The organism is Microbacterium xylanilyticum, from assembly GCF_054654695.1.
On record NZ_BAAIEN010000002.1, the window covers coordinates 1,382,073 to 1,401,675 of the forward strand.

At 68.8% G+C, this 19,603-nt stretch carries 27 protein-coding genes; 26 read left to right on the forward strand and 1 reads right to left on the reverse strand.

The annotated features are described in order from the left end of the window. The first annotated feature begins 197 nt into the window (after window positions 1-197). The 17 genes from ACYQ1L_RS07160 to ACYQ1L_RS07240 all read left to right on the forward strand — a co-directional run bounded on the left by ACYQ1L_RS07160 (window position 198) and on the right by ACYQ1L_RS07240 (window position 10,745). A complete protein-coding gene (locus ACYQ1L_RS07160; protein ID WP_460003529.1) occupies window positions 198-365 on the forward strand; it encodes a hypothetical protein in 168 nt (55 codons plus the stop codon). Between the two features lie 115 nt (window positions 366-480). Continuing rightward, entirely contained in the window at window positions 481-786 is a 306-nt protein-coding gene (locus ACYQ1L_RS07165; RefSeq protein ID WP_460003530.1) for a hypothetical protein, read from the forward strand. A gap of 6 nt (window positions 787-792) precedes the next feature. Continuing rightward, the gene (locus tag ACYQ1L_RS07170; protein ID WP_460003531.1) at window positions 793-984 is read left to right on the forward strand and encodes a hypothetical protein; all 192 of its coding nucleotides are present in this window, start codon (window positions 793-795) and stop codon (window positions 982-984) included. A gap of 117 nt (window positions 985-1,101) precedes the next feature. Next, window positions 1,102-1,503, forward strand: a complete 402-nt coding sequence (locus tag ACYQ1L_RS07175) for a hypothetical protein (RefSeq protein ID WP_460003532.1) — start codon at window positions 1,102-1,104, stop codon at window positions 1,501-1,503. Beyond that, a complete protein-coding gene (locus ACYQ1L_RS07180; protein ID WP_460003533.1) occupies window positions 1,454-2,947 on the forward strand; it encodes a hypothetical protein in 1,494 nt (497 codons plus the stop codon). The genes ACYQ1L_RS07175 and ACYQ1L_RS07180 overlap by 50 nt, the downstream gene beginning before the upstream one ends. A gap of 8 nt (window positions 2,948-2,955) precedes the next feature. Beyond that, the gene (locus tag ACYQ1L_RS07185) at window positions 2,956-3,111 is read left to right on the forward strand and encodes a hypothetical protein (RefSeq protein ID WP_460003534.1); all 156 of its coding nucleotides are present in this window, start codon (window positions 2,956-2,958) and stop codon (window positions 3,109-3,111) included. Between the two features lie 3 nt (window positions 3,112-3,114). Further along, window positions 3,115-4,278, forward strand: coding sequence for a phage portal protein (locus ACYQ1L_RS07190; protein ID WP_460003535.1), 1,164 nt, complete (start codon window positions 3,115-3,117; stop codon window positions 4,276-4,278). Further along, window positions 4,275-5,075 carry an HK97 family phage prohead protease gene (locus ACYQ1L_RS07195; RefSeq protein WP_460003536.1) on the forward strand — a complete coding sequence of 267 codons (801 nt, stop codon included), beginning with the start codon at window positions 4,275-4,277 and terminating at the stop codon, window positions 5,073-5,075. The genes ACYQ1L_RS07190 and ACYQ1L_RS07195 overlap by 4 nt, the downstream gene beginning before the upstream one ends. A gap of 137 nt (window positions 5,076-5,212) precedes the next feature. After that, window positions 5,213-6,646, forward strand: a complete 1,434-nt coding sequence (locus tag ACYQ1L_RS07200; protein ID WP_460003537.1) for a phage major capsid protein — start codon at window positions 5,213-5,215, stop codon at window positions 6,644-6,646. A 66-nt stretch (window positions 6,647-6,712) separates the two neighbouring features. Further along, a complete protein-coding gene (locus ACYQ1L_RS07205; RefSeq protein ID WP_460003538.1) occupies window positions 6,713-7,183 on the forward strand; it encodes a hypothetical protein in 471 nt (156 codons plus the stop codon). Continuing rightward, window positions 7,180-7,770, forward strand: coding sequence for a hypothetical protein (locus tag ACYQ1L_RS07210; RefSeq protein WP_460003539.1), 591 nt, complete (start codon window positions 7,180-7,182; stop codon window positions 7,768-7,770). The genes ACYQ1L_RS07205 and ACYQ1L_RS07210 overlap by 4 nt, the downstream gene beginning before the upstream one ends. Then, window positions 7,767-8,234, forward strand: a complete 468-nt coding sequence (locus ACYQ1L_RS07215; protein ID WP_460003540.1) for a hypothetical protein — start codon at window positions 7,767-7,769, stop codon at window positions 8,232-8,234. The genes ACYQ1L_RS07210 and ACYQ1L_RS07215 overlap by 4 nt, the downstream gene beginning before the upstream one ends. 10 nt (window positions 8,235-8,244) lie before the next feature. Beyond that, complete coding sequence (locus ACYQ1L_RS07220) at window positions 8,245-8,562, forward strand: hypothetical protein (RefSeq protein ID WP_460003541.1); 318 nt, start codon at window positions 8,245-8,247, stop codon at window positions 8,560-8,562. After that, window positions 8,559-9,587, forward strand: coding sequence for a phage tail tube protein (locus ACYQ1L_RS07225; RefSeq protein WP_460003542.1), 1,029 nt, complete (start codon window positions 8,559-8,561; stop codon window positions 9,585-9,587). Before ACYQ1L_RS07220 ends, ACYQ1L_RS07225 begins: the two co-directional genes overlap by 4 nt. Before the next feature lie 3 nt (window positions 9,588-9,590). Continuing rightward, window positions 9,591-10,166: a hypothetical protein gene (locus tag ACYQ1L_RS07230; RefSeq protein WP_460003543.1), complete on the forward strand. Its 576-nt coding sequence runs from the start codon at window positions 9,591-9,593 to the stop codon at window positions 10,164-10,166. 13 nt (window positions 10,167-10,179) lie between these two features. After that, on the forward strand, window positions 10,180-10,548 hold the full coding sequence (locus tag ACYQ1L_RS07235; protein WP_460003544.1) for a hypothetical protein: 369 nt from the start codon (window positions 10,180-10,182) through the stop codon (window positions 10,546-10,548). Window positions 10,549-10,616: 68 nt separating this feature from the next. Next, window positions 10,617-10,745, forward strand: a complete 129-nt coding sequence (locus tag ACYQ1L_RS07240; RefSeq protein WP_460003545.1) for a hypothetical protein — start codon at window positions 10,617-10,619, stop codon at window positions 10,743-10,745. Here ACYQ1L_RS07240 and ACYQ1L_RS07245 read toward each other — a convergent pair. Then, window positions 10,729-11,118 carry a hypothetical protein gene (locus ACYQ1L_RS07245; RefSeq protein WP_460003546.1) on the reverse strand — a complete coding sequence of 130 codons (390 nt, stop codon included), beginning with the start codon at window positions 11,116-11,118 and terminating at the stop codon, window positions 10,729-10,731. The two genes, ACYQ1L_RS07240 and ACYQ1L_RS07245, sit on opposite strands and share 17 nt — an antisense overlap. A gap of 48 nt (window positions 11,119-11,166) precedes the next feature. Between ACYQ1L_RS07245 and ACYQ1L_RS07250 the strand changes: the two genes are divergently transcribed. The 9 genes from ACYQ1L_RS07250 to ACYQ1L_RS07290 all read left to right on the forward strand — a co-directional run bounded on the left by ACYQ1L_RS07250 (window position 11,167) and on the right by ACYQ1L_RS07290 (window position 19,501). Then, window positions 11,167-13,014, forward strand: a complete 1,848-nt coding sequence (locus ACYQ1L_RS07250; RefSeq protein ID WP_460003547.1) for a tape measure protein — start codon at window positions 11,167-11,169, stop codon at window positions 13,012-13,014. A 9-nt stretch (window positions 13,015-13,023) separates the two neighbouring features. Next, entirely contained in the window at window positions 13,024-14,280 is a 1,257-nt protein-coding gene (locus ACYQ1L_RS07255) for a hypothetical protein (RefSeq protein WP_460003548.1), read from the forward strand. Between the two features lie 73 nt (window positions 14,281-14,353). Then, entirely contained in the window at window positions 14,354-15,391 is a 1,038-nt protein-coding gene (locus ACYQ1L_RS07260) for a hypothetical protein (protein ID WP_460003549.1), read from the forward strand. Continuing rightward, complete coding sequence (locus ACYQ1L_RS07265; RefSeq protein ID WP_460003550.1) at window positions 15,388-16,380, forward strand: hypothetical protein; 993 nt, start codon at window positions 15,388-15,390, stop codon at window positions 16,378-16,380. The genes ACYQ1L_RS07260 and ACYQ1L_RS07265 overlap by 4 nt, the downstream gene beginning before the upstream one ends. Before the next feature lie 8 nt (window positions 16,381-16,388). Then, window positions 16,389-17,141 carry a hypothetical protein gene (locus ACYQ1L_RS07270; protein ID WP_460003551.1) on the forward strand — a complete coding sequence of 251 codons (753 nt, stop codon included), beginning with the start codon at window positions 16,389-16,391 and terminating at the stop codon, window positions 17,139-17,141. Window positions 17,142-17,149: 8 nt separating this feature from the next. After that, window positions 17,150-17,830, forward strand: coding sequence for a hypothetical protein (locus tag ACYQ1L_RS07275; RefSeq protein WP_460003552.1), 681 nt, complete (start codon window positions 17,150-17,152; stop codon window positions 17,828-17,830). A 53-nt stretch (window positions 17,831-17,883) separates the two neighbouring features. Next, window positions 17,884-18,687 carry a GH25 family lysozyme gene (locus ACYQ1L_RS07280; RefSeq protein ID WP_460005776.1) on the forward strand — a complete coding sequence of 268 codons (804 nt, stop codon included), beginning with the start codon at window positions 17,884-17,886 and terminating at the stop codon, window positions 18,685-18,687. Continuing rightward, window positions 18,684-19,163, forward strand: coding sequence for a hypothetical protein (locus tag ACYQ1L_RS07285; RefSeq protein ID WP_460003553.1), 480 nt, complete (start codon window positions 18,684-18,686; stop codon window positions 19,161-19,163). Before ACYQ1L_RS07280 ends, ACYQ1L_RS07285 begins: the two co-directional genes overlap by 4 nt. Further along, on the forward strand, window positions 19,163-19,501 hold the full coding sequence (locus ACYQ1L_RS07290; protein WP_460003554.1) for a hypothetical protein: 339 nt from the start codon (window positions 19,163-19,165) through the stop codon (window positions 19,499-19,501). The genes ACYQ1L_RS07285 and ACYQ1L_RS07290 overlap by 1 nt, the downstream gene beginning before the upstream one ends. Window positions 19,502-19,603 lie beyond the last annotated feature (102 nt).

Here is a 19,603-nt window from a genome sequence, read left to right on the forward strand (position 1 = left end):
GATTTCTGTTAAGCTGTGCTTGCACAAGTTCTATGCCGAAGGCCTCTCCACTGACGGAGGGGCCTTCGTCGTTCCCGGGGAGGTTCGCCATGTCCGGGCAGCTGTGGGTGTGTGATGAGTGCGGGGAGGAGCACACGTCGCAGCTCGCGGCGTCATGGTGCTGTGACCCGGCGGCGTTCGGTGACGAGGATTGACCGATGCTCGGGGCGACGTGGGAGCGCACGCTGAACGGGGCGCTTGACGAGATCTCGCGCCTGCAGGCGGAGCACGACAATGCTCTGGACGCGATCCACGCGTTCGTCGCCGCGCATCCTGACCACGAGTGGGACGAGAACCTCACCACCGCACGCCTGGCCCTGCAGTGAAGATCCTCGCCGGCGTCGCGATCGGCGTAACGGCCGTGGTCGTCTGGCTGCGCACCTGGCGTGCGTTCCTGGGATGGGCGCTCAGCCGTGGGGACACCCCGGCACGGAGGTAGTCGTGAGCTCGGTGCACCACGATCCCCGGCAGGCGCTCGCGCTCGCCGAACTGCGATCCCGCGGTGAGGTGCAGACGTGCTGGTCCTGCGGGAAGGAACTCCTCGCGTCCGCACGGAAGCCGAACCCCCAGTCGATCACCGTCGGCCACTACACCGACGTCGACCTCGGCCTCACGGATCCATTCGACCCAGCGAACTACGGACCCCAGTGCGCCCCCTGCAACTACCGCGGGGGAGCGCACCGCACCAACGCCAAGCGCCGAGGCGAGACCGGACTAGAGCTCACCACCTCACCCGACTGGACGTGACCGCGCATGCTGCCCTGGATCATCGCCGCTGCCAGCCTGTGGCGTGGCCTCACCCCTGACGAGGTCGACCAAGTAGCAGCCGAGGTGCTCACCACACTCACCGATCAGGGCCGCGACCCGAACAGCCTGACCGCGAGCGAAGCCCTCACCACCCTCGACACCGCGATCGCCGTCGTCCTCGAGCGGTGCCGCCGGTAAACCTACCCGCTTTTTCGCATCGTGGAGGTGCGACAAGACCGCGCCGTCTCCATTTTTCACACACGGTCTGTTGGGCGGTCTGACATTCGCCGGGTCTGACATCCGGGAGGTGTCGCGATGGATCGTCCTCTTGCTCCGTGCGGCACTCCCGCGGCGTACCGACGTCATCGCCGTCGCGGCGAGCCCGTCGATGATGCGTGCGCGGCGGCCGCGCGCGAGCAGAAGAATTCCCGCGTCCGCGCGAAGCGGGAGGAGACCGCCGCGGTCGTCGCGCTCGCGGTCGATGAAGCGCCGGCAGAGGACGCGCCGATCGACGAGCTCGCCGAGGCGCGGGACACGCTGCGCATGGTCACGGCCGCGATGAAGGCGGGAGCGCCCGGGCTCGCGTCGCTGGCGAAGCAGCGGATGGAGTTGGTCGCGCTGATCCGGAAGCTCGAGGGCGCCGCCCGGCCGAAGGAGAGCAAGCTCGATGAACTCGCCCGACGCCGAGCGGAGAGGCTCGCAGCTTCCGCGCATTGAGCTGTACCCGCCGTACTTCACCACCGCCGCGGACGACGCGATCGATCTCGCCGCGGTGGCCGGCCTGCAGCTGGATCCGTGGCAGGAGCATGTGCTCCGCGGCTCGCTGGGGGAGCGGGAGGACGGACGTTGGACGTCGTTCCGCAACTGTCTGGTCGTGCCGCGGCAGAACGGCAAGAACGCGTTGCTCGAGGCGCGCGAGCTCGCCGGCCTGTTCCTGTTCGGCGAGAAGGTCATCGTGCACACGGCGCACGAGTACAAGACTGCGAACGAGTCGATGATGGCGCTGATGGCGCGCCTGAAGTCGACGCCGGAGTTGCTCGAGCTCGTCGAGGGCATGGAGGTCGGTGACGACGTTGACGATCAGCGGCGCGTGCCTGGGATGCGCACGGGCAACAAGCCGGGCATCACGCTGAAGAACGGGAACCGGCTCACCTACGCTGCTCGGTCGAAGGGATCTGGACGCGGTTTCACGGGCGACCTGGTCGTGCTCGATGAGGCGTACGCGCTGAGCCTGGACGAGATGGCGGCGTTGCTGCCGACGATGGCGGCCCGATCGAAGGCGGGGAATCCGCAGGTGTGGTTCACGTCCTCGGCGGGGATGCCGGAGTCCACTCAGCTCGCCGCGCTGCGGCGGCAGGCGATGGACAAGAGCGCGCAGCGCCTCGCCTACTTCGAATGGTCTGTCGACGAGTCGCGGGCGTCTGACGACGTCGATGCCTGGTACGAGGCGAACCCGGGTCTGGGGATCCGGATCTCCGAGGAGTACGTGCGCGACGAGTTCGACACCCTGGCTCGCGAGACCGGCTCCGACGAGCAGTTCCGCCGTGAGCGTCTCGGCATCTGGTCCAGCACAGGGAAGGACGCGGTGTTCACCCCTGAGCAGTGGGGGGACGCCGCCGTAGAGGACGACATCGTCGGCCACCGAGTGATGCTGCTGGACGTCGCGAACGACAGCTCTTGGGCATCGGTCGCATGGTGCGGCGAGAACTCGTCCGGTGAGGTGCAGTCGGAGCTCGTGAAGCACGAGCGCTCGACGCACTGGATCGTGCCATTCTTCGTCTCCCTGTTCGCCGCGAACCCGAAGTCGCCCAGGCGCGTCTACTGCGCGCCCGGGGGACAGGCGGCGCTTCGCGCGGACGCACTCGAGCGCGCCGGCATCGAGCTGGTCGTGCTGTCCCGCGCCGACTACGCGGCCGCCGTCGCCGAGTACGTCGAAGGCACCACAGACTCGCCGCCCTCGATCGTGCACCGCGCTGAAGGGCAACTGCCGCTCGACATCGCCGTGGGCGGTGCCGCGTGGACGAACGGCGAGGCGCGCGTGTGGGAGACCCGCAAGGCGACCTCGATTATCTGCCCACTCGTGGCGGTATCGATCGGCCCCGCCGTGCTGCGCATCGAGTTCGGCGAGCACGAGTACGACGTCATGGATTCGATCGCCTAGGAGGCGCTGTGAAGTACCTCGCCGAGCTGCTGTACCTTGCAGGACTCCTCATCGTGATCGTCGGCGTCGGCATCTCCCTCGGCATCGCCGCCGTGCTCATCGCCGCCGGCCTCGCGCTCGTCGGCACCGGCCTACTGCTCGATCACAACCGGAAGGAGGAGTGACACGTGTTTCAGAAGCGTGATGCTCCCTCCGCGACGCCATGGTGGCCGTCCCGGTCGCGGTCCGCGCACGCGAGCCCGATCGTCACCGCCGACGCCGCGTTCCGGCAGTCCGCGGTCTGGGCGGCGCTGCAGCTCCGTGCGAACCTGATCAGCTCGTTCCCGATCGACGCATTCCGGTTGGGCGGCGGGATCCAGATCGAGGTAACGAAGCCTCCCGTGCTCACGTCGCCGTCGCCGCAGTTGCTGTCGATGCGCGAGTGGATGTACTCCACCCAGATCGATCTGGACCGGTACGGGAACTGCTTCGGGCTGATCCGTGAGCTCGACGGCAATGGCAAGCCCCGTCGCATCGACCTGCTCGCGCAGTCAGACGTGACCGTGAAGATCGAGAAGGGCGAGGTCGTCTATCGGGTCAAGGGCAAGGTGACCCCGACCGAGCAGATCTGGCACGAGCGGCAGTACACCGTCCCGGGCCTGCCGGTCGGTCTGTCGCCGATCGCCTATGCGGCCTGGTCTCTGTCGACGTGGCAGTCGGCCGCGGAGTTCGCGCTCGAGTGGTTCGGGAACCACGGCATCACCCCGAACGCGCACCTGAAGAACGTCGGCAAGACCCTCGCCGACGGCGAAGCCGACAAGGTCAAGGAGCGGTTCAAGGTCGCGGTCGAGGGCGGCGACGTGTTCGTCACCGGCAAGGACTGGGAGTTCTCGACGATCAACGCGGCCACCGCCGACGCCCAGTTCCTCGCCGCGCAGGAGAACGCCGATGCCGCGGCCGCACGGTTCCTCGGTGTCCCGGGTGACTTGATCGACGTCGCCACCAAGGGCCAGTCGATCACGTACGCGAACATCACGCAGCGAAACCTGCAGCTGCTGATCATGCACCTCGGCGGCGCGGTCGCACGCCGCGAGGACGCGCTGTCCACACTGCTGCCGGCGCCGCGGTTCGTGAAGCTCAACACCGCCGCGATCCTGCGCATGGACCCCGAGACCACGTCCCGGATCCTCACATCCGAGGTGGCCGGGAAGATAACCGCCCCTTCGGAGGCCCGCGCGCTGATGAACCGTCAGCCGTTCACGCCCGATCAGCTCGCCGAGTTCGAAGCGCTCGGCATTACCCATCAGCTCCCGCCGGCGCCGCTTGCGCCTCAGATCGGAGGATCGAAGTGAAGATCCGAGCAGACATCGCCGGCCGCCGCGCGGCGAGCACCGCCCACCCCGGCGGCATCCCGTCCGCGCCCGCGCGAGAGCGTTGGCAGGGCGGGCAGATCCGCTCCCAGCTCGTCGAGCGCGACGGCAAGGCGTTCCGCCTCCTCGAGGGGTACGCCTCGACCGTCGAGGAGCCGTACGAGATGTACGACATGTTCGGCCCGTACACCGAGGTGATCGACGCCCGCGCGTTCGACCGCACCCTCGGCGCCGGCGCCGACGTGTCGTTCCTCGTCAACCACCGCGGCCTCACCATGGCGCGCACAACGAACGGCACGCTCGAGCTGTCCGTCGACGAGCACGGTCTCCTGTCCCGCTCCTACCTGAACCCGGAGCGGTCCGACGTCAAGGACCTCACCGCGGCGATCGACGACGGCGTGATCACCGAGATGTCGTTCGCGTTCCAGATCGTCCGCGGGCAGTGGTCCCCGGACTACGAGGAGTACCGGATCCTCGAGGTCGACCTCAACCGTGGCGACGTCTCGGCCGTGAACTACGGCGCCAACCCGAACACGTCGATCGCGGCGCGCGCCCAGGCTGCGCTGAGCGCCGTCGACGACCTGCCGATGCCGGTGCTCCGCTCCGTCGTCGAGGCCGCGCAGCAGCGCCTCGCCGGCGACGCCACCCGGGCCGCGGCCGCCGTGGACGACGTGCAGGCCGACGACGTCCACGACGAGGAAGAGGCCGCGACGCCCACCGGGCCGGACAAGGCGACCATCGAGGCCCTGCTCGACGCCGGCTTCGACGACGCCGTCTGACCCACCCCAACTCACCCCGGCACAGACCCGGGGTGCTTGCGCTGCCCGCTGACCCCAGAGGAGGGAAGGCAGGCCAGATGAGCCGGATGCGTAGCGCGCAACCCACCATCATCACCACTTCCCGAAAGGAACCAGTCATGAACTGGAAGGCACTCATCGAGCAGGCACTGCGCCGCAAGGCCGCGCTCGAGCAGCAGCGCTCCGGCCTCAAGGCCGAGCAGCGCGCCATGGTCGACGCCCTCGCCGACAATGCATCGTTCACCGACGAGCAGCGCACCGCGTTCTCCGAGAAGACCTCGCAGGTCCGCACGCTCGACGACCAGATCGCCGAGATCGACAAGGACGTCACCGAGTGGCGCGCCGAGCAGGCCAAGGACGCCGAGCTCGACCGGCGCTCCCAGGAGCAGCACGACCTGGACAACGCGCCGCGCGGCGGCACGTTCCGCGCCCAGGACCGCGACACCGTGTACAACGAGCGAAACCAGGGCGAGTTCCTGCGCGACCTGTTCGCGTTCTCGACCGGCCAGGCGCGCGGCGAGACCACGGAGCGGCTGCAGAAGCACGAGGCGGAAGCCCGCGCCGCGGGTCGCATCTCCGAGCGTGCCGCGGCGACGTCGACGTTCGCGGGCATCATCCCGCCGCAGTACCTCGTCGACAAGTACGCGCTCATCGCGCGTGCTGGCCGCCCGACCGCGAACGTCGTCGAGCACCTGGATCTGCCGTCCGACGGCATGTCGCTCATCATCCCGCGTGGCACCACCGGCGCCGCGACCGCGGTGCAGACGGCGGAGAACACCGCGCTCACCACGCAGGACGAGGTCTGGTCGAACCTGACCGTCCCGGTGGTCACCGTCGGCGGTTACAACGACATCAGCCGCCAGGCGATCGAGCGGGCCGCGGGCGTCGACCAGATCGTGTTCGCCGACCTGCTCGGCGCGTATGCGGTCAACGTCAACCAGCAGGTGCTGTCCGGGACCGGTGCCGCCGGTCAGGCGCTCGGCATCCTCGCGACCGCCGGCATCAACCAGGCGACCGCGTTCGCCGCCGCCGCGACTGTGCAGACGTTCTACACGAAGCTCGCCGGCGCGATCAACGCCGTCGAGACGTCGCGGTACTACGGCCCGAACGTGATCATCATGCACCCGCGCCGGTGGAACTGGCTGCTCACGCAGCTGGATTCTTCCAACCGTCCGCTGGTCGTGCCGAACACCAACGGCCCGATGAACGGCATCGGCGTCGCCGCACCCGAGCCCGGCGAGGACGTCGCCTCGACCGCCCCGGTCGGCTGGCTGTTCGGCATCCCGGTCATCGTGGACGCGTCGATCCCGACCTCCGTCGGCTCCGGCCCCGAGGACCAGGTCATCGTCGCCCGCCGCGAGGACCTGATGCTCTGGGAAGACCCGTCCGCGCCGTTCACCCTGCGCTTCGAGCAGCCGCTCGGTCAGCAGCTGACCTACCGGCTCGTCGCGTACGGCTACATCGCGTTCACCGCGGGCCGCTACCCGTCCGCCGTCGGCGTCGTCGGCGGCAACTCCGCCGCCGGCTTCGGTCTGGTCGCGCCCACGTTCTGACCGTGAACGGCGGGCCGCTCACCCTCACCCGGTGAGCGGCCCGCCCCCAGCACAAGGAGGACCACCATGGCCCAGCGCAAGAACACTCCCGCCGAGGAGCCCACGTCCGACACCACGCCGCCCGCCGAGGACGACGCCAGCATCGACCCGAACGGCGCACCGCCGGCCGACGACGTGCCCGTGTTCGCTCCCGCCGAGGAGCCCACGTCCGACACCACGCCGCCCGCCGAGGACGACGCCAGCATCGACCCGAACGGCGCACCGCCGGCCGACGACGTGCCCGTGTTCGCTCCCGCCGAGGAGCCCGCACCCGCCGAGGAGACGTTCATCACGACGCTGCCCGACTGGCTGCAGGACAACTACCGCCAGCTCGTCGGCGACCCCAACCGCGACGACAGCTTCACCAAGCTCGCCGACCGCTCCACCGGCGCACTCGCCGCATGGGCCCGCCACGAGGCGCAGCTCGCCGGCGAGGACATCACCCCGACCGACGCCAAGCCGGCCGGACCCGACACGACCCGGAGCGAAGAGGCGTGACCGTCAGCGTCCCGGGCGGGCTCATCACCCTCGACTACGCGCTCACCGGCCTCGGCTATGGCGCCGTGCAGCCGCCGGGTGACGGGACGTCCGCCCGGGACGCTGACATCGTCGCCTACATCAAGGCCGCCACCCCGGTCATCGAGTACCTCGTCGGGCCCGTCCTCCCGCAGACCAAGACGATCATGCTCGACGGCGGCAAGCTCGGAGTGCTCCTGCCCGGTGCGATCGCCAACCCCGCCGCGGTCACCGCGGTCCGTGTCGACGGCGGCGCCTGGTCCGGGTACACCGTGAACGCCGACAGCGGCATCGTCTACGCCGGCCCCACCTGGTCCGGTCTCCGCTTCCCGCCCGGCGTCCGCAATGTCGAGGTCGACCTCACGATCGGCTACAACCCCGTCCCGGACGGGCTGCAGCTCGCCGCCCGTGAGCTCGTCCGCTACTGGGTGCAGATCGGGAAGCAGTCGCCCGCCGGCGGCGTACTCAACCTGCAGACCGACTCGACCGCGGACCCGATCGACCCGTATGCCATCCCCCGTCGTGTCCGCCAGCTGTGCGGGCCTTTCATGGGAGGCGGCTTCGCGTGAACGGATCCGACACCGCCACCACGGCGCTCAAGGTCAAGGAGGCGCTGGTCGCCGCTGCGAGAGCCGTCAGCGATCCCGACGTCGTCCTCGTCGCCCAGGGCATCCCGACCATCGGCCGCGACAAGACCCAGATCGTCGCGTTCCTCGGCGTCGAGCTGCAGCAGCAGCCCGCGACGCTGTCCACGAACCGGTCCCGCGACGAAGACATCTCCGTCGACGGGGTCGTGTCCGTGCAGATGGCCGGCTACGACGATGACAAGGCCGTCGAGGACGCCGCCTGGGACATCCTCCGCAGCATCGAACGCCAGGTACGCCGCACGGACCCCACGCTCGGCGGCGTCGCGTTGTGGTGCTTCCTCACCTCCGCCCGGTCGTTCGGCTACACCACGGCCGACCAGCTCGCGCAGGGCCGCCTGTGCGAGATCGAGTTCACCTTCACCGCGCGCGTGCGCATCACCGGATAGGAGCCCCACCGTGGCAACGCTCATCCACGAGTCGCCGCTCGGCGACCTCGAGATCCCGACCGTCCTCGGGACCGTCGCGCCCGGCGTCCCCTTCGACGTCGACGACGACATCGCCCTGTCGCTGCTCACCCAGGGCGACCTGTTCCGCCTCGCCGCGCCGCCGAAGCTCACCGAGCTCCGGGCGCTCGCGAAGGACGCCGAGATCGACCACACCGGTCTCGACCGGCACCAGCTCGTGACCGCCCTCGCGATCGCCGAGGTCGGCGCGGCCCTCACCACCGTCCCCGCAGCTGCTGAGGCTGCACCCACTGAGGAGGTCTCGGCATGACGATCCAGGCAGATGCGAGCATCGGTCTCAAGCAGGAGACCACGTACGGCACCGCCGTCGTCGTCGACCGGTTCCTCGAGTTCACCTCGGAGAGCCTCGACTTCGATCGCGACTACTACCAGGGGCAGGGTCTGCGACCCGGTCGCCGGGCTGCACGCTCCGGTCGCCGAGTCCTGTCCCGCGACGGCGGCAAGGGTGACATCGAGCTCGAGGTGCCGTCCCGTGGTCTCGGGACGTTCCTGCAGGCGATCTTCGGGGTCGGCACGTCCACCCTGGTGAGCGCTGGCCTGTACCAGCAGCTGTTCACCCCGACGCACAACGACTACCTCCCGTCGTTCACGATCCAGGAGGGCGTGCCGCGTCTCGGCGCCAACACCGTCGACACGCAGACCTACCTCGGATCCGAGTGCGAGTCGGCCGAGTTCTCCGTGTCGAACAGCGACGTGCTCAAGCTGAAGACGACGTGGCGGTCCAAGGAGGTGCAGACGGGCGTCGCCTACGCGGTTCCGACCTACCCCACCCCGATCGACCTGTTCTCGTTCGTCGGCGCGCAGCTCACCGTCGGCGGCACGGTCACCGTCCCGACGACCACGGCGCTCGCCACCGGCGGCACCACGGTCGCCGACGTGCGCGACTTCTCGCTCACGTACGACAACAAGCTCGACGACAACAAGGGCAACCTCGGCGGCTCGGGCAAGCGGACCCGCCAGTCCGCGGTGCAGCTCGCGGAGATCAAGGGCAAGCTCACCGCCGAGTACGACTCGACGACGTTCCGTGACGCCCTCGCATCGAACACGGCGCTCGCGCTGGTCGCGACGTTCACCGCGTCCGCGGCCGCGGACATCGTGACGGGCAAGAAGCCGGTGCTGCAGATCGTCTGCCCGGACGTCCGGTTCAACGGCGAGCTCGCGAAGGTGTCCGGCACCGACGTCATCACCCAGTCGATGGACTTCACCGCCTACGACAACCTCGTCGCCGCGGAGCCCATCTACGTCGCGGTGCAGACGGCAGACACGGCGCTCTGACCCATGGCCGACGGCGAGTTCGAGTTCGACATCGACGCGCCGGATCTCCGCGGCCTCCTCTCTCATGTGAAGGAGTTCGACCCGAAGCTCGCGACCGGACTCCGGCGCGAGCTTCGGTCAACGGGGGACGAGACGATCGCCGAGATCCGCGCCGTGCTGAGCGGCAGCCTGCCCGGCTCGCTCGCCGTCGATCATCACGAGTACCGGCTCATCGTCCCGAAGGACGGGCGCAAGCCGTACCGCGCGAAGCGGATCGTCTGGAAGACCGGCGAGGACCGAGACAGCGGGGGTGTCGGAGACCTGCGCAAGCAGATCTCCGCCGGTCTCCGGACCCGTGTCACCGCCGGGCAGACCCGACAGTCCGTGTCGATCAAGACGACCGGTCCCCGCAACGACGGCTACAACATGGCCCGCACCTGGGGAAAGAAGCGGTTCCGGCACCCGGTGTTCGGCCACGGGTGGATGTACCAGCAGGGCCAGGACTACTTCTGGGGCCCCGTCCGCCGACACACGACGGCGATGCGAGACCACATCGCCGACATCATCGACGACGCGCTGCAGCGCCTCGCGCAGAACTGAAGGAGAGACCACCTTGAAGGTCAAGATCACCGGCTACAACGACGCGATCGACGGCAAGCCCCTCGTCGTCAAGAAGACCACCCGCGCGCTCGCGGAGTTGCAGCAGCAGACCGGCTGGGACATGAGCAAGCTCACGCAGGCCGAGCTCAGCGTGTACGGCGGCCTGATGGCTGTCTTCTGCGCACTCCACAACGCCGGCTTCAACCCTTCCTGGGACGAGCTCCTCGACCGCGACACGGACGACTTCGAGCTGATCGAGGAGCCCGGCGACAACCGCCGCCAGGAGGTCGAGGAGCCGGACCCTCAGATGTCCCGCGCGGATTCCGATCCGGGCGGCGACAACCGCGCGGCGGATCCGGCGCCCGAGGAGCAGACCGCCTAGCGGCGTTCAACCGCGCCGAGCCGTGGATCGATCTTCAGATCGCGTCCCGGTTCGCCGGGATCGGCCACGTGTTCCCCGGGTACACCGCCGAGGTGATCCTCGATCTCGAGTACGAGATGTGGGTGATACTCGCCCTGGAATACGACGAGTACGTCGCGGAGAACCGGAAGCAGCGCAGCGCTATGAGCCGGCGTTAGCGGCCGCGTTCACCTGGTCAGCGAAGTGACGCATCTTCTCGGCGTCCTTTCGTGGCCCGTCGATGACGAATACCACGCCGTCGGGCCACTCGACGGTGACATAGGCACGGGTGCGGTCCTTCCGGAACAGCGCGCCGACGATCGCCCCGACCGGCCCCGCGATGATCGCGCCCGCAGCCACGCGCGTCAGCGTCGACCGGTCGCCGAGCTCGTCGCCAGTCTCGAACGTCGCAGTGGCCCCGCTCACGTCATGCGAGCTCCGCTTCAGGTTGCCCTTCGGCAGCACCGACAGCACGCCTTTCTTCACCCAGTGGGGCCCGTACAGCGCCTGGTAGCCGACGGCTGAGTTCAGCCGATCCGTGAAATTCACCATGCCGCATGTCTACCGCCTCCCGGGTGGCGGCATCAAGGGAGGTCATCCATGGCCGGTCGCGATTTCGAGATCCGCATCATCGGCGACAGCTCGAGCGCTGTGCAGGCGGTCGAGACCTTCGGATCCAAGCTGAAGAGCAACTTCGAGCAGGGAAAGCAGGCCGCGGACGTCTTCAAGGGGTCGTTCGCCGGATCCTTCCTCGGCAACGCTGTTTCCAACGCAGTCGGTGGCATCACGTCGGCCGTCGGTGACATGATCGGGCAGGCCGCGCAGGCGTCGGATGCGACCGACAAGTTCAAGCAGTCGCTGAACTTCGCTGGGCTCAAGCCCGACGCGATCGACGCTCTCACCAAGTCGACGCAGGAGTACGCCGACAAGACCGTCTACTCGCTCGGCGATATCCAGAACATCACCGCGCAGCTCGCGTCCAACGGGGTCCCGAACTACGACAAGCTCGCTCAGGCCGCCGGTAACCTGAACGCGGCCGCTGGCGGCAACGCGGAGACGTTCAAGTCCGTCGGCATGGTGCTCACCCAGACCGCCGGCCAGGGCAAGCTCACCACCGAGAACTGGAACCAGCTGTCCGACGCCATCCCCGGGGCGTCCGGTCTGCTGCAGGAGGCACTGCGGAAGGCCGGCGCCTACACGGGCAACTTCCGGGACGCGATGCAGAAGGGCGAGATCTCCGCCGACGAGTTCAACGCCGCCCTGCTCACCCTCGGATCGAAGCCTGTCGCCGTCGAGGCGGCCACCTCAACGAAGACATTCGAGGGTGCCGTCGGCAACCTGCAGGCCACCATCGTCGGCAAGCTCGCCGCCGCGTTCGACTACATCAAGCCGGTCGTCACCGGCTTCACCTCCACGCTCGCCGGGTTCATCTCGAACAGCAAGATCTTCATCCCCGTCGTTGCCGGGCTCGGTGCCGCTCTGCTGTACGCGCTCGCCCCGGCCATCTGGGCCGGCGTCACCGCGACGTGGGCGTTCACCGTGGCGCTGCTCGCGAACCCGATCACCTGGATCGTGATCGGCATCGGGCTCCTCGTCGCCGCAATCGTCTGGCTCATCATGAACTGGGACACCGCGGTCAAGTGGATCTCCGACGTGTGGGCCGGGTTCATGTCCTGGATCAGTGGCGTGATCAACGCGTTCGTCGGCTGGTGGAACGGCGTCTGGTCCGCCGTCGGACAGTGGATCTCCGATGTCTGGAACGGGTTCATCAACTGGATCGTCGGTGTGTGGAACGGGTTCGTGGCCTTCATGATGGCTGCGCTCAACGCCTACGTCTCGTTCTGGGTCGGGATCTGGAACGGCATCGCCGGGTTCGTCACAGGCATCTGGAATGGCATCGTCAGCGCCGTCTCCGGCGCCATCGGATGGGTGGGATCAGCGATCCAGAACGGGTTGAACTTCATCAACCAGGTCTGGTCGAACATCTGGGGCGGCCTAGCCGGCGTCGTCCGCGGCGTATTCAACGGCGTCCTCGGCTGGATCGAAAGCGGCATCAACGGCGCAATCGACCTCATCAACGGGATGATCGGCGCCGTCAACAACGTCAGCGGAGTCGTCGGAATCCACATCGGCACCATCGGCCACGTCGGCCTCCCACGACTCGCGACAGGCGGCATCACCAACGGGCCCATGGTCGCCCTCATCGGTGACAACCCCGGCGGCCACGAGATCGTCACACCGCTCGACCAGGCACAAGAGCAACTCGAGCGAGTCGCGCTCGCCGCAGCGGCTCGCGCGATCGGCCAGCCTTCCATGCAGGCGGCCGCGGGCCAGGCCGCAACGGGCCCTGTCCGTCTTGATGACTACTCGCTGCAGAAGCTCGGGCAGATCATCGTCGACGGCATCAACCGCGGCGGCACCAAGGCCGTGTTCGACTCGCTCAGCTAGGGGGGACGGATGGCTGTCACGCTCGCTGCGGTGCTGTTGACCGCGTCGAATCCGAGGCCGGTGCAGATCACCCTGAACGGGACCACGGCAGGCCAGGCGTACGAGATCCGTGGGACGACCGCGGATGGTTCGTCGTGGCCGGTCCCGGGTGGCAAGGGCACGTCGGCGGGAACTCAGGTCGTCGTCGTCGACAACCGGGCAGCGCTCAATGTCGCGGTGACGTACACGGTGCTCGTCGCCGGCGCCACGTATTCTGCGGCGCCGGTGACGGTGACCTGGTCGGGTGTCGGGGTGCTGCAGACTCTCAGCGGGAAGAACATCGTCGACATCGAGGTCGCGTCGGTGACGGAACCGCAGAAGCATGGGATCCGGGCGTCGACGTTCGAGATCGCGGGCCGGTCGACTCCGGCGGCGCGGCTGGACGTTCCCGGGTCCGCGATCACGGATTGGCTGATCGACACCCAGCAGACCGACACGGCGGCGCTGCGGGCGATCCTCGCGACCGGGACTCCAGTCGTGCGGCGGCTGACACCCGGGATGCGCGACTTCCAGACGGTCGTGATCGGTGTAGTGCTGTCCTGGCACGACGAGCTGCTCACCGGTGGTGGGGACACGTGGCGGCGGTTCACGCTGCAGGTGCACGAGATCTCGGATCCGCAGCCGTCGGCGCTGCTCGCCGCATACCTGTGGGACAACTTCGATCAGGCGATGGCGAAACCGCGCGTCTGGTCCTACCACTCGACCCTGTCGAACGTGGCGGGTCTGACGGCCGGGAACGGCACGCTGAGCTCCCAGGCAACGGGCGGCTATCCGGATGGGTCGGGGACTACGTTCGGGCGGCTGACGGTCACCACGGCCGCGACGTTCGCGTCTGTGATCGACCCGGACTACACGAAGGCAGCGGTCACGCTGGGCGCGCCCGTCGTCCCTGGAATGGTCGTGACGCTCACCGCCCGAGTGCGAGCCCCTGCCGGTCGAGCGATCGGTTTGTGGTTGATGCGCAACGGCGGTATCGCCATCGCCTCGGTCGGTGCCACAGCGACCGGAGCATGGCAGCAGCTCGCATGTACCGGCACAGTGCCGTCCGGCGCGACGGGTCTCTCCTGGGATGTCTGGGCTAATACCTCCGGGCTCCTCGCTGGCGACACGCTCGACTTCGACGCGATCACTTTCAGCCAGGGCGCGACCATCCCCGTCGGCTCGTTCGACGAGATGTTCGCCACGTGGGATCAGTTCGACGCTGCGGACTGGGCCTTGTTCTACTGACCCGAGGGGGGTGCGCATGCGTCCTGGTGCTCCCGATGAGGTTCTTGCTGGCACCCCGCTGTACGGGTGTCGGGTGTCGTCCTGGCTGGGCGGAGAGCTGCTCGCCGGCCAGGTCCCGATCGTCGCCGGCCGGGTCACGGCGAAAGCCACCCAGGACGTCCCAGAGAAGCTCACCTTGACGGTGCCGCGGTTCGCGGCCGCCGTCGATGGCGGTGATGTTGTGGACTGGCGGCCGGGGACGAACACGCGCGCGGCGCTCGCCCGGTTCGGGCAGCAGCTGGACGTGACTGTGATCGTCTCGTCGGTCGCGAACGCCTCGAGCTGGGAGACCCGGATCGGCCGGTATCAGATCTCCGATTGGGCCGACGACGATTCCGGCGCGATCACTGTCACTGCGGAAGGGCTCCTCGCCCGCCCGCGGGACGACAAGCTGACGCAGGTCACGTCCCCGACGGGGACGCTCACGCAGGAGGTGCGGCGCCTGATTCCGCCCGGGATGGGTGTCAGCTTCGACTCGGCGCTCGTCGACCGGACCTGCCCGACCTCGATGTCCTGGTCGGAGGACCGGCTCGGTGCGCTGCAGGAGATCGCTCGGGCTTGGCCGGCGTTGCTGCGCACGGACGAGTGGGGGCAGATCCGGTTCAAGGCGCCGCTGCCGGCGGTGCCGACCCCGGTCGTCACTCTCACGGACGGTGAGGGCGGCACTCTGATCTCGGCGCCCCGTGCCGATTCCCGCAAGGACGCGTACAACGTGGTCGTCGCGACGAGCTCCGCGAGCGACCGCGCCGACGTATTCGGGGTCGCGCAGGTCACCGCTGGGCCGATGTCCGTGAACGGCCCGTACGGGCGGGTCGTGAAGCGGTGGTCGTCACCGCTGCTGGACTCTGCCGCGACGGCAGCCGCGGCGGCGAAGACCATGCTCGACAACTCGACACGGCCGGCGCAGTCCGTGCCGGTGACGATCGCGCCGGATCCGCGGATCGATCTCGACGACCCGGTGAAGATCCTCCGCGGCACCGACTGGCAGCTGTGGGGGTGGGTCACCGGGTACGACCTGCCGCTGACCGCGACCGGCGGGGCGATGCGCATCGACGTGGGGGTGGCGGGATGAGCGACGCTCTCGACCGCCGCGGCGCGATCGCCCGAATCCTCCCCGCCGGCCCCGCCCAATCCGACGACGCGACGCTCTACGCGACCGGGATCGTGTACACGGTCGACCCGGTCAAGAAGACCGTGCAGGTCGGCACCCGTCAGGGCACGGTCACGCTCCCCGCGATCGCCGACCGATACCAGTCCGGGGGCCTCGCACGCATCCTCCTCGACCCCATCCAGACCCGCCCTGTGCTCGTCGCCGGCGCCGTCGACCCCGCCGCCCCGGCCGTCGTCGCCGGCGTCTCCGCGACCGGGTCCGGAACGGTCACGATCACCTACCAGGGGGCCTCGGTCACGATCCCGACCGCGTCCGGAACCTACACGGTCGGCCAGTCCGCGTGGGTGATCCTCGACGAATGGGGTGTTCCCGTCGTCGCTGTTGGCCCCTCCACTGCTCCCGCGCCCGGATGGGCGAGCAGCACCGCCCCCGGGTCCGGTGGCACAGTCGTCGCGACCGCGACGATCGGGTCGCAGGACTCCGGCACCTGGCTCACCTCCGGCGGCCGGTGGGACTCCTGGAACACGGACCGGTACGGGGGTCGCACCGACATCTACCAGGGCGACGCGTACGGGTCCGGGCCGCTTCTCGGGTGGGCCGGGTACGGCGATCAGATCGTGAACCTCGGCGCCGTCGCGATCAGCAGCATCCTGCTCACCGCTCGCAAGAACGACGTCAACGGTCTGTCCGCGGCGCTCACCGTGCAGGGCACCGCGTCCGGCGGGCGCCCTGGCGGGGCGCCCGCCGGCGCGGCGTACGGCACCGCGTCGACCGCCGCGATCGGCCCGGGCAACTGGGGCACCGTGAATCTCCCCGCCGCGCTGAACGAGGCGTTCCGCACGGGCGCGGTGAAGGGCCTCATCGCCGTCGGATCCGACTACGGCGGCTTCGGCGGCACAGCCACCCCCGGATCCTTCGTCCTCACCATCACCTACACCAAGAACGTCTAGGAGCCGCCATGTCGACCGACGCAAAGAAGCACACCAGCATCGCCAGCGGTGAGCAGCCGTCCCGCGCCGCGATCCTGTCGATCAACGACGTCGTCCCCGTCGCGAACGCGACCGAGCAGGCGCAGGTCGCGTCGGCTGTCGTCGCCGGCGGGCAGGTGCTCGCATCGGCGCCGCTGCTCACGCGTCGGGCGGACGCTCCCGGCCTGCACACGGTCGAGCTGACGAAGGACGGCACGGTGTTCGTGCCGGTGTCTGGGCAGTTGCGGTTCGCGAGTGACTCCGCGCGCGACTCCTGGACCACGGCGAATAGTGCCCTTCTCGCCGTGTACGACGAGTGCGTGTCGAACGGGCTCCGGTATCTCTGGGACGGTGCCGCGTGGGCGCCGCAGGACTGGATCGCGTGGACGCCGACGGTGTCCAACGTCACCGGGACGACGACCGCGATGTGGCGGATGAACGGGCTGCATGAGGTCGAGTGCCGCGTCCGGATCGCGGTCACGACGATGGGCACCAACCCGACCGTGACGCTGCCGAAGAACGCGAGCGACGCTCTCGTGGAGCACCTGAACGGGACGACGGCCTGCATCCCGTCAGCGGGATCCGAGGTTCCCGGGATCACCCGCAAGGCCGCTGTCGGATCCGTGACGTTCTTCTACCTGTTCGTCTCAGGCTCGACCGTCTACAGCAACAACATCGGCGCGTCGGCACCGTTCGCGTGGGCGTCCGGAACGCTTCACGCGAACTTCTCCTACCAGGTCTGAGAGGCATCATGATCGACGGTGTCGTGGCCGCGCAGTGGCTGCTCAACCAGACCGACATCACCCCGAGCCGATGCCTCTACTGGGTGTGGCTCGCGTACAAGGCGCAGGGTGCGTCCACTGGGCTCAGCGCCGGTACCGCCTATGAGGCGTGGCAACTGTCCCGCGGCCAGCGACCCGGCGACCGCAACCCGCCCGCCGGCGCCGCCGTCTGGTGGGGTCGCCGGCACAGCGACGGGAACCTCGACGGCGACGTCGTCATCAGCATCGGCGGGGGCCGGGTCGCCGCGACCGACTATCCCGGATGGCGTGAGACCGGAACCTGCACGCTCGACGAGCGTGAGGAGCAGATCGGCCGGGAGTACCTCGGCTGGACGTCCAGCATCTTCGACTGCCCGATCAGCCTCCCCGACGTGGGGAAGGACTCCATCCCCGCGGCCGCGGCCGCCGACCCGTCCGAGGAGGACGACATGAAGGAAATCTACGTCTGGTGGCTCGACGACAAGGGCCAGCAGCAGAACCTGATCTACACCCCCAGCGGGTACGGCGAGCAGTGGTCCAGCGCGGACGGTGCATACAACACGGCTGTCGCTGGGGCGCACAACCTCGCCGGGTCCCCGGCGAAGATCAGCGCCAGCCACGCCGCCGTGGTGCTCGCGTCGCTCGCCGCGGTGCGCCCGGGAAAAGCCTGACCCCGGACCCTGAGCCGGGGACGCCCACACCGGAGAACCCGGAGTTCGTCGACATCTCCCACTGGCAGCCCGAGTTCACCGCCGACACGCTCCGCACCTGGCCCGTCGGCCGCTTGGTCGTGAAGCTCGGAGGCGGCAACGCCGGCATCTACGAGAGCTGGACTCACCGCGCCCAAGTCGCCGCGGCGCACGACGCTGGCCTGCGCGCGGACCGGTACTGGTTCAACGGACCGGGCGTGAGGGAGACGTCGGCCGTTGCTGACCAGGTGATCGCGATCAAGCAGTACCTCGCCGCTACCCCGTTGCGTCTCGACGAGAAGTTCGTGTGGGATGTCGAGGACGAGGAGAGCATGCCGCACTGGACGCCTGCGGAGGTTGTCCAGGCGGCGCAGCTGCTCGCCGATGTGGTGCCGCTGGCCCGGCAGGAGATCTACCTGTCTGCGTCGGTGACCCGCAACGTCGACTGGTCTCCGGTGGTCGCGCTCGGTCTGCCCGTGTGGGCGGCGGACTACGGGCTCAACGACGGCACCCAGTCGTCGGTGCCGCTCGTCGGCTACTGGCCGACCGCGGAGCTGTGGCAGTACACCAGTGCCGGCAGGATGCCCGGCTATGACGGGAACCTGGACCTGAACGTCCGGACCCCGTTGTGGACCGTGCACGCCCTGCAGCAGGCCCTCAACGAGATCCTCGGCGAGCATCTCAAGGTCGACGGGATCAAGGGCGACGACACGACCCGCGTCGTCGAGCTCTACCAGACCAAGTTCGGCCTCAAGGTCGACGGCGACCCCGGCACGAAGACGCTCACGGACCTCACCCGGCGGCTCGGCGGGATCCCGATCTACAAGGCGGCAGCATGACCGACGAGGAGCCGACGCACAAGCACTGGACCCTGCCGTCCTGGGCGATCGTTGCGCTCGGCGTCCTCGCCACAGGAGGCGCTCTCATCTGGGCGGGCGGCCTGCACGACCCTGTCGACGGAACACCGCTGCTCGACGACACCGTCGCGAAGATCCTGATCGTGCTGCTCGGCACCGCGGGCACATTCCTCGGCCTGCTCGTGCAGCGGACCAGCGAGGTCCGTCACCAGGTGAAGAACAGCCACGGCACGAACCTCCGCGACGACGTCGACGACGTGCGCCGCGAACTCACCGTCGTGCGCGAGATCGCAGAGCACAGTGTCCGCGCCAACCGAGACACCTCTGAGGACGTCAAGCAGCTGCGCGAGGACGTCCAAGCCGGCCGTACCGAGACGGGCGAGGTCCGCGCAGATGTGCGCGGCCTCCGAAGAGACATCGGCCGGCTGACCGACATCATCACATCGAAGGAGTCCTGATGGACATCACCCTACCCACCATCCCCGCGGGCGTGCTCGTGCTGCTCGCCCTCGTCGCGCCGTATCTGCAGGCGATCATCCAGCGCCCCGCGTGGCGCCCGTGGCTGAAGCGCGTCCTCGCAGTCGTGCTCGCCCTGGTGCTCACCGCCGTCGTGCTCGTGTTCTACTACGCCTACACCGGTGACGTGATCCCGGCGTGGCCGGTGCTCGTGCTGCTCGCGATCGTCGTCGCCCAGGCGTCGTACGCCATGCTCACTCGAAATACCGCCGCGGTGGTCGAGCGCACCCTGAATGCCGGCCCGATTGGCCCTGACACCCTGCGTCGCGACCTCCGCTGACCTGCACCAACACGAACCGCCCCCGCTTCTCTTCGGAGAGGCGGGGGCAATTTCGTCGTGCTCAGTGGGCGTGCATGGTGTAATCCTCCGGTGAGGCGACGT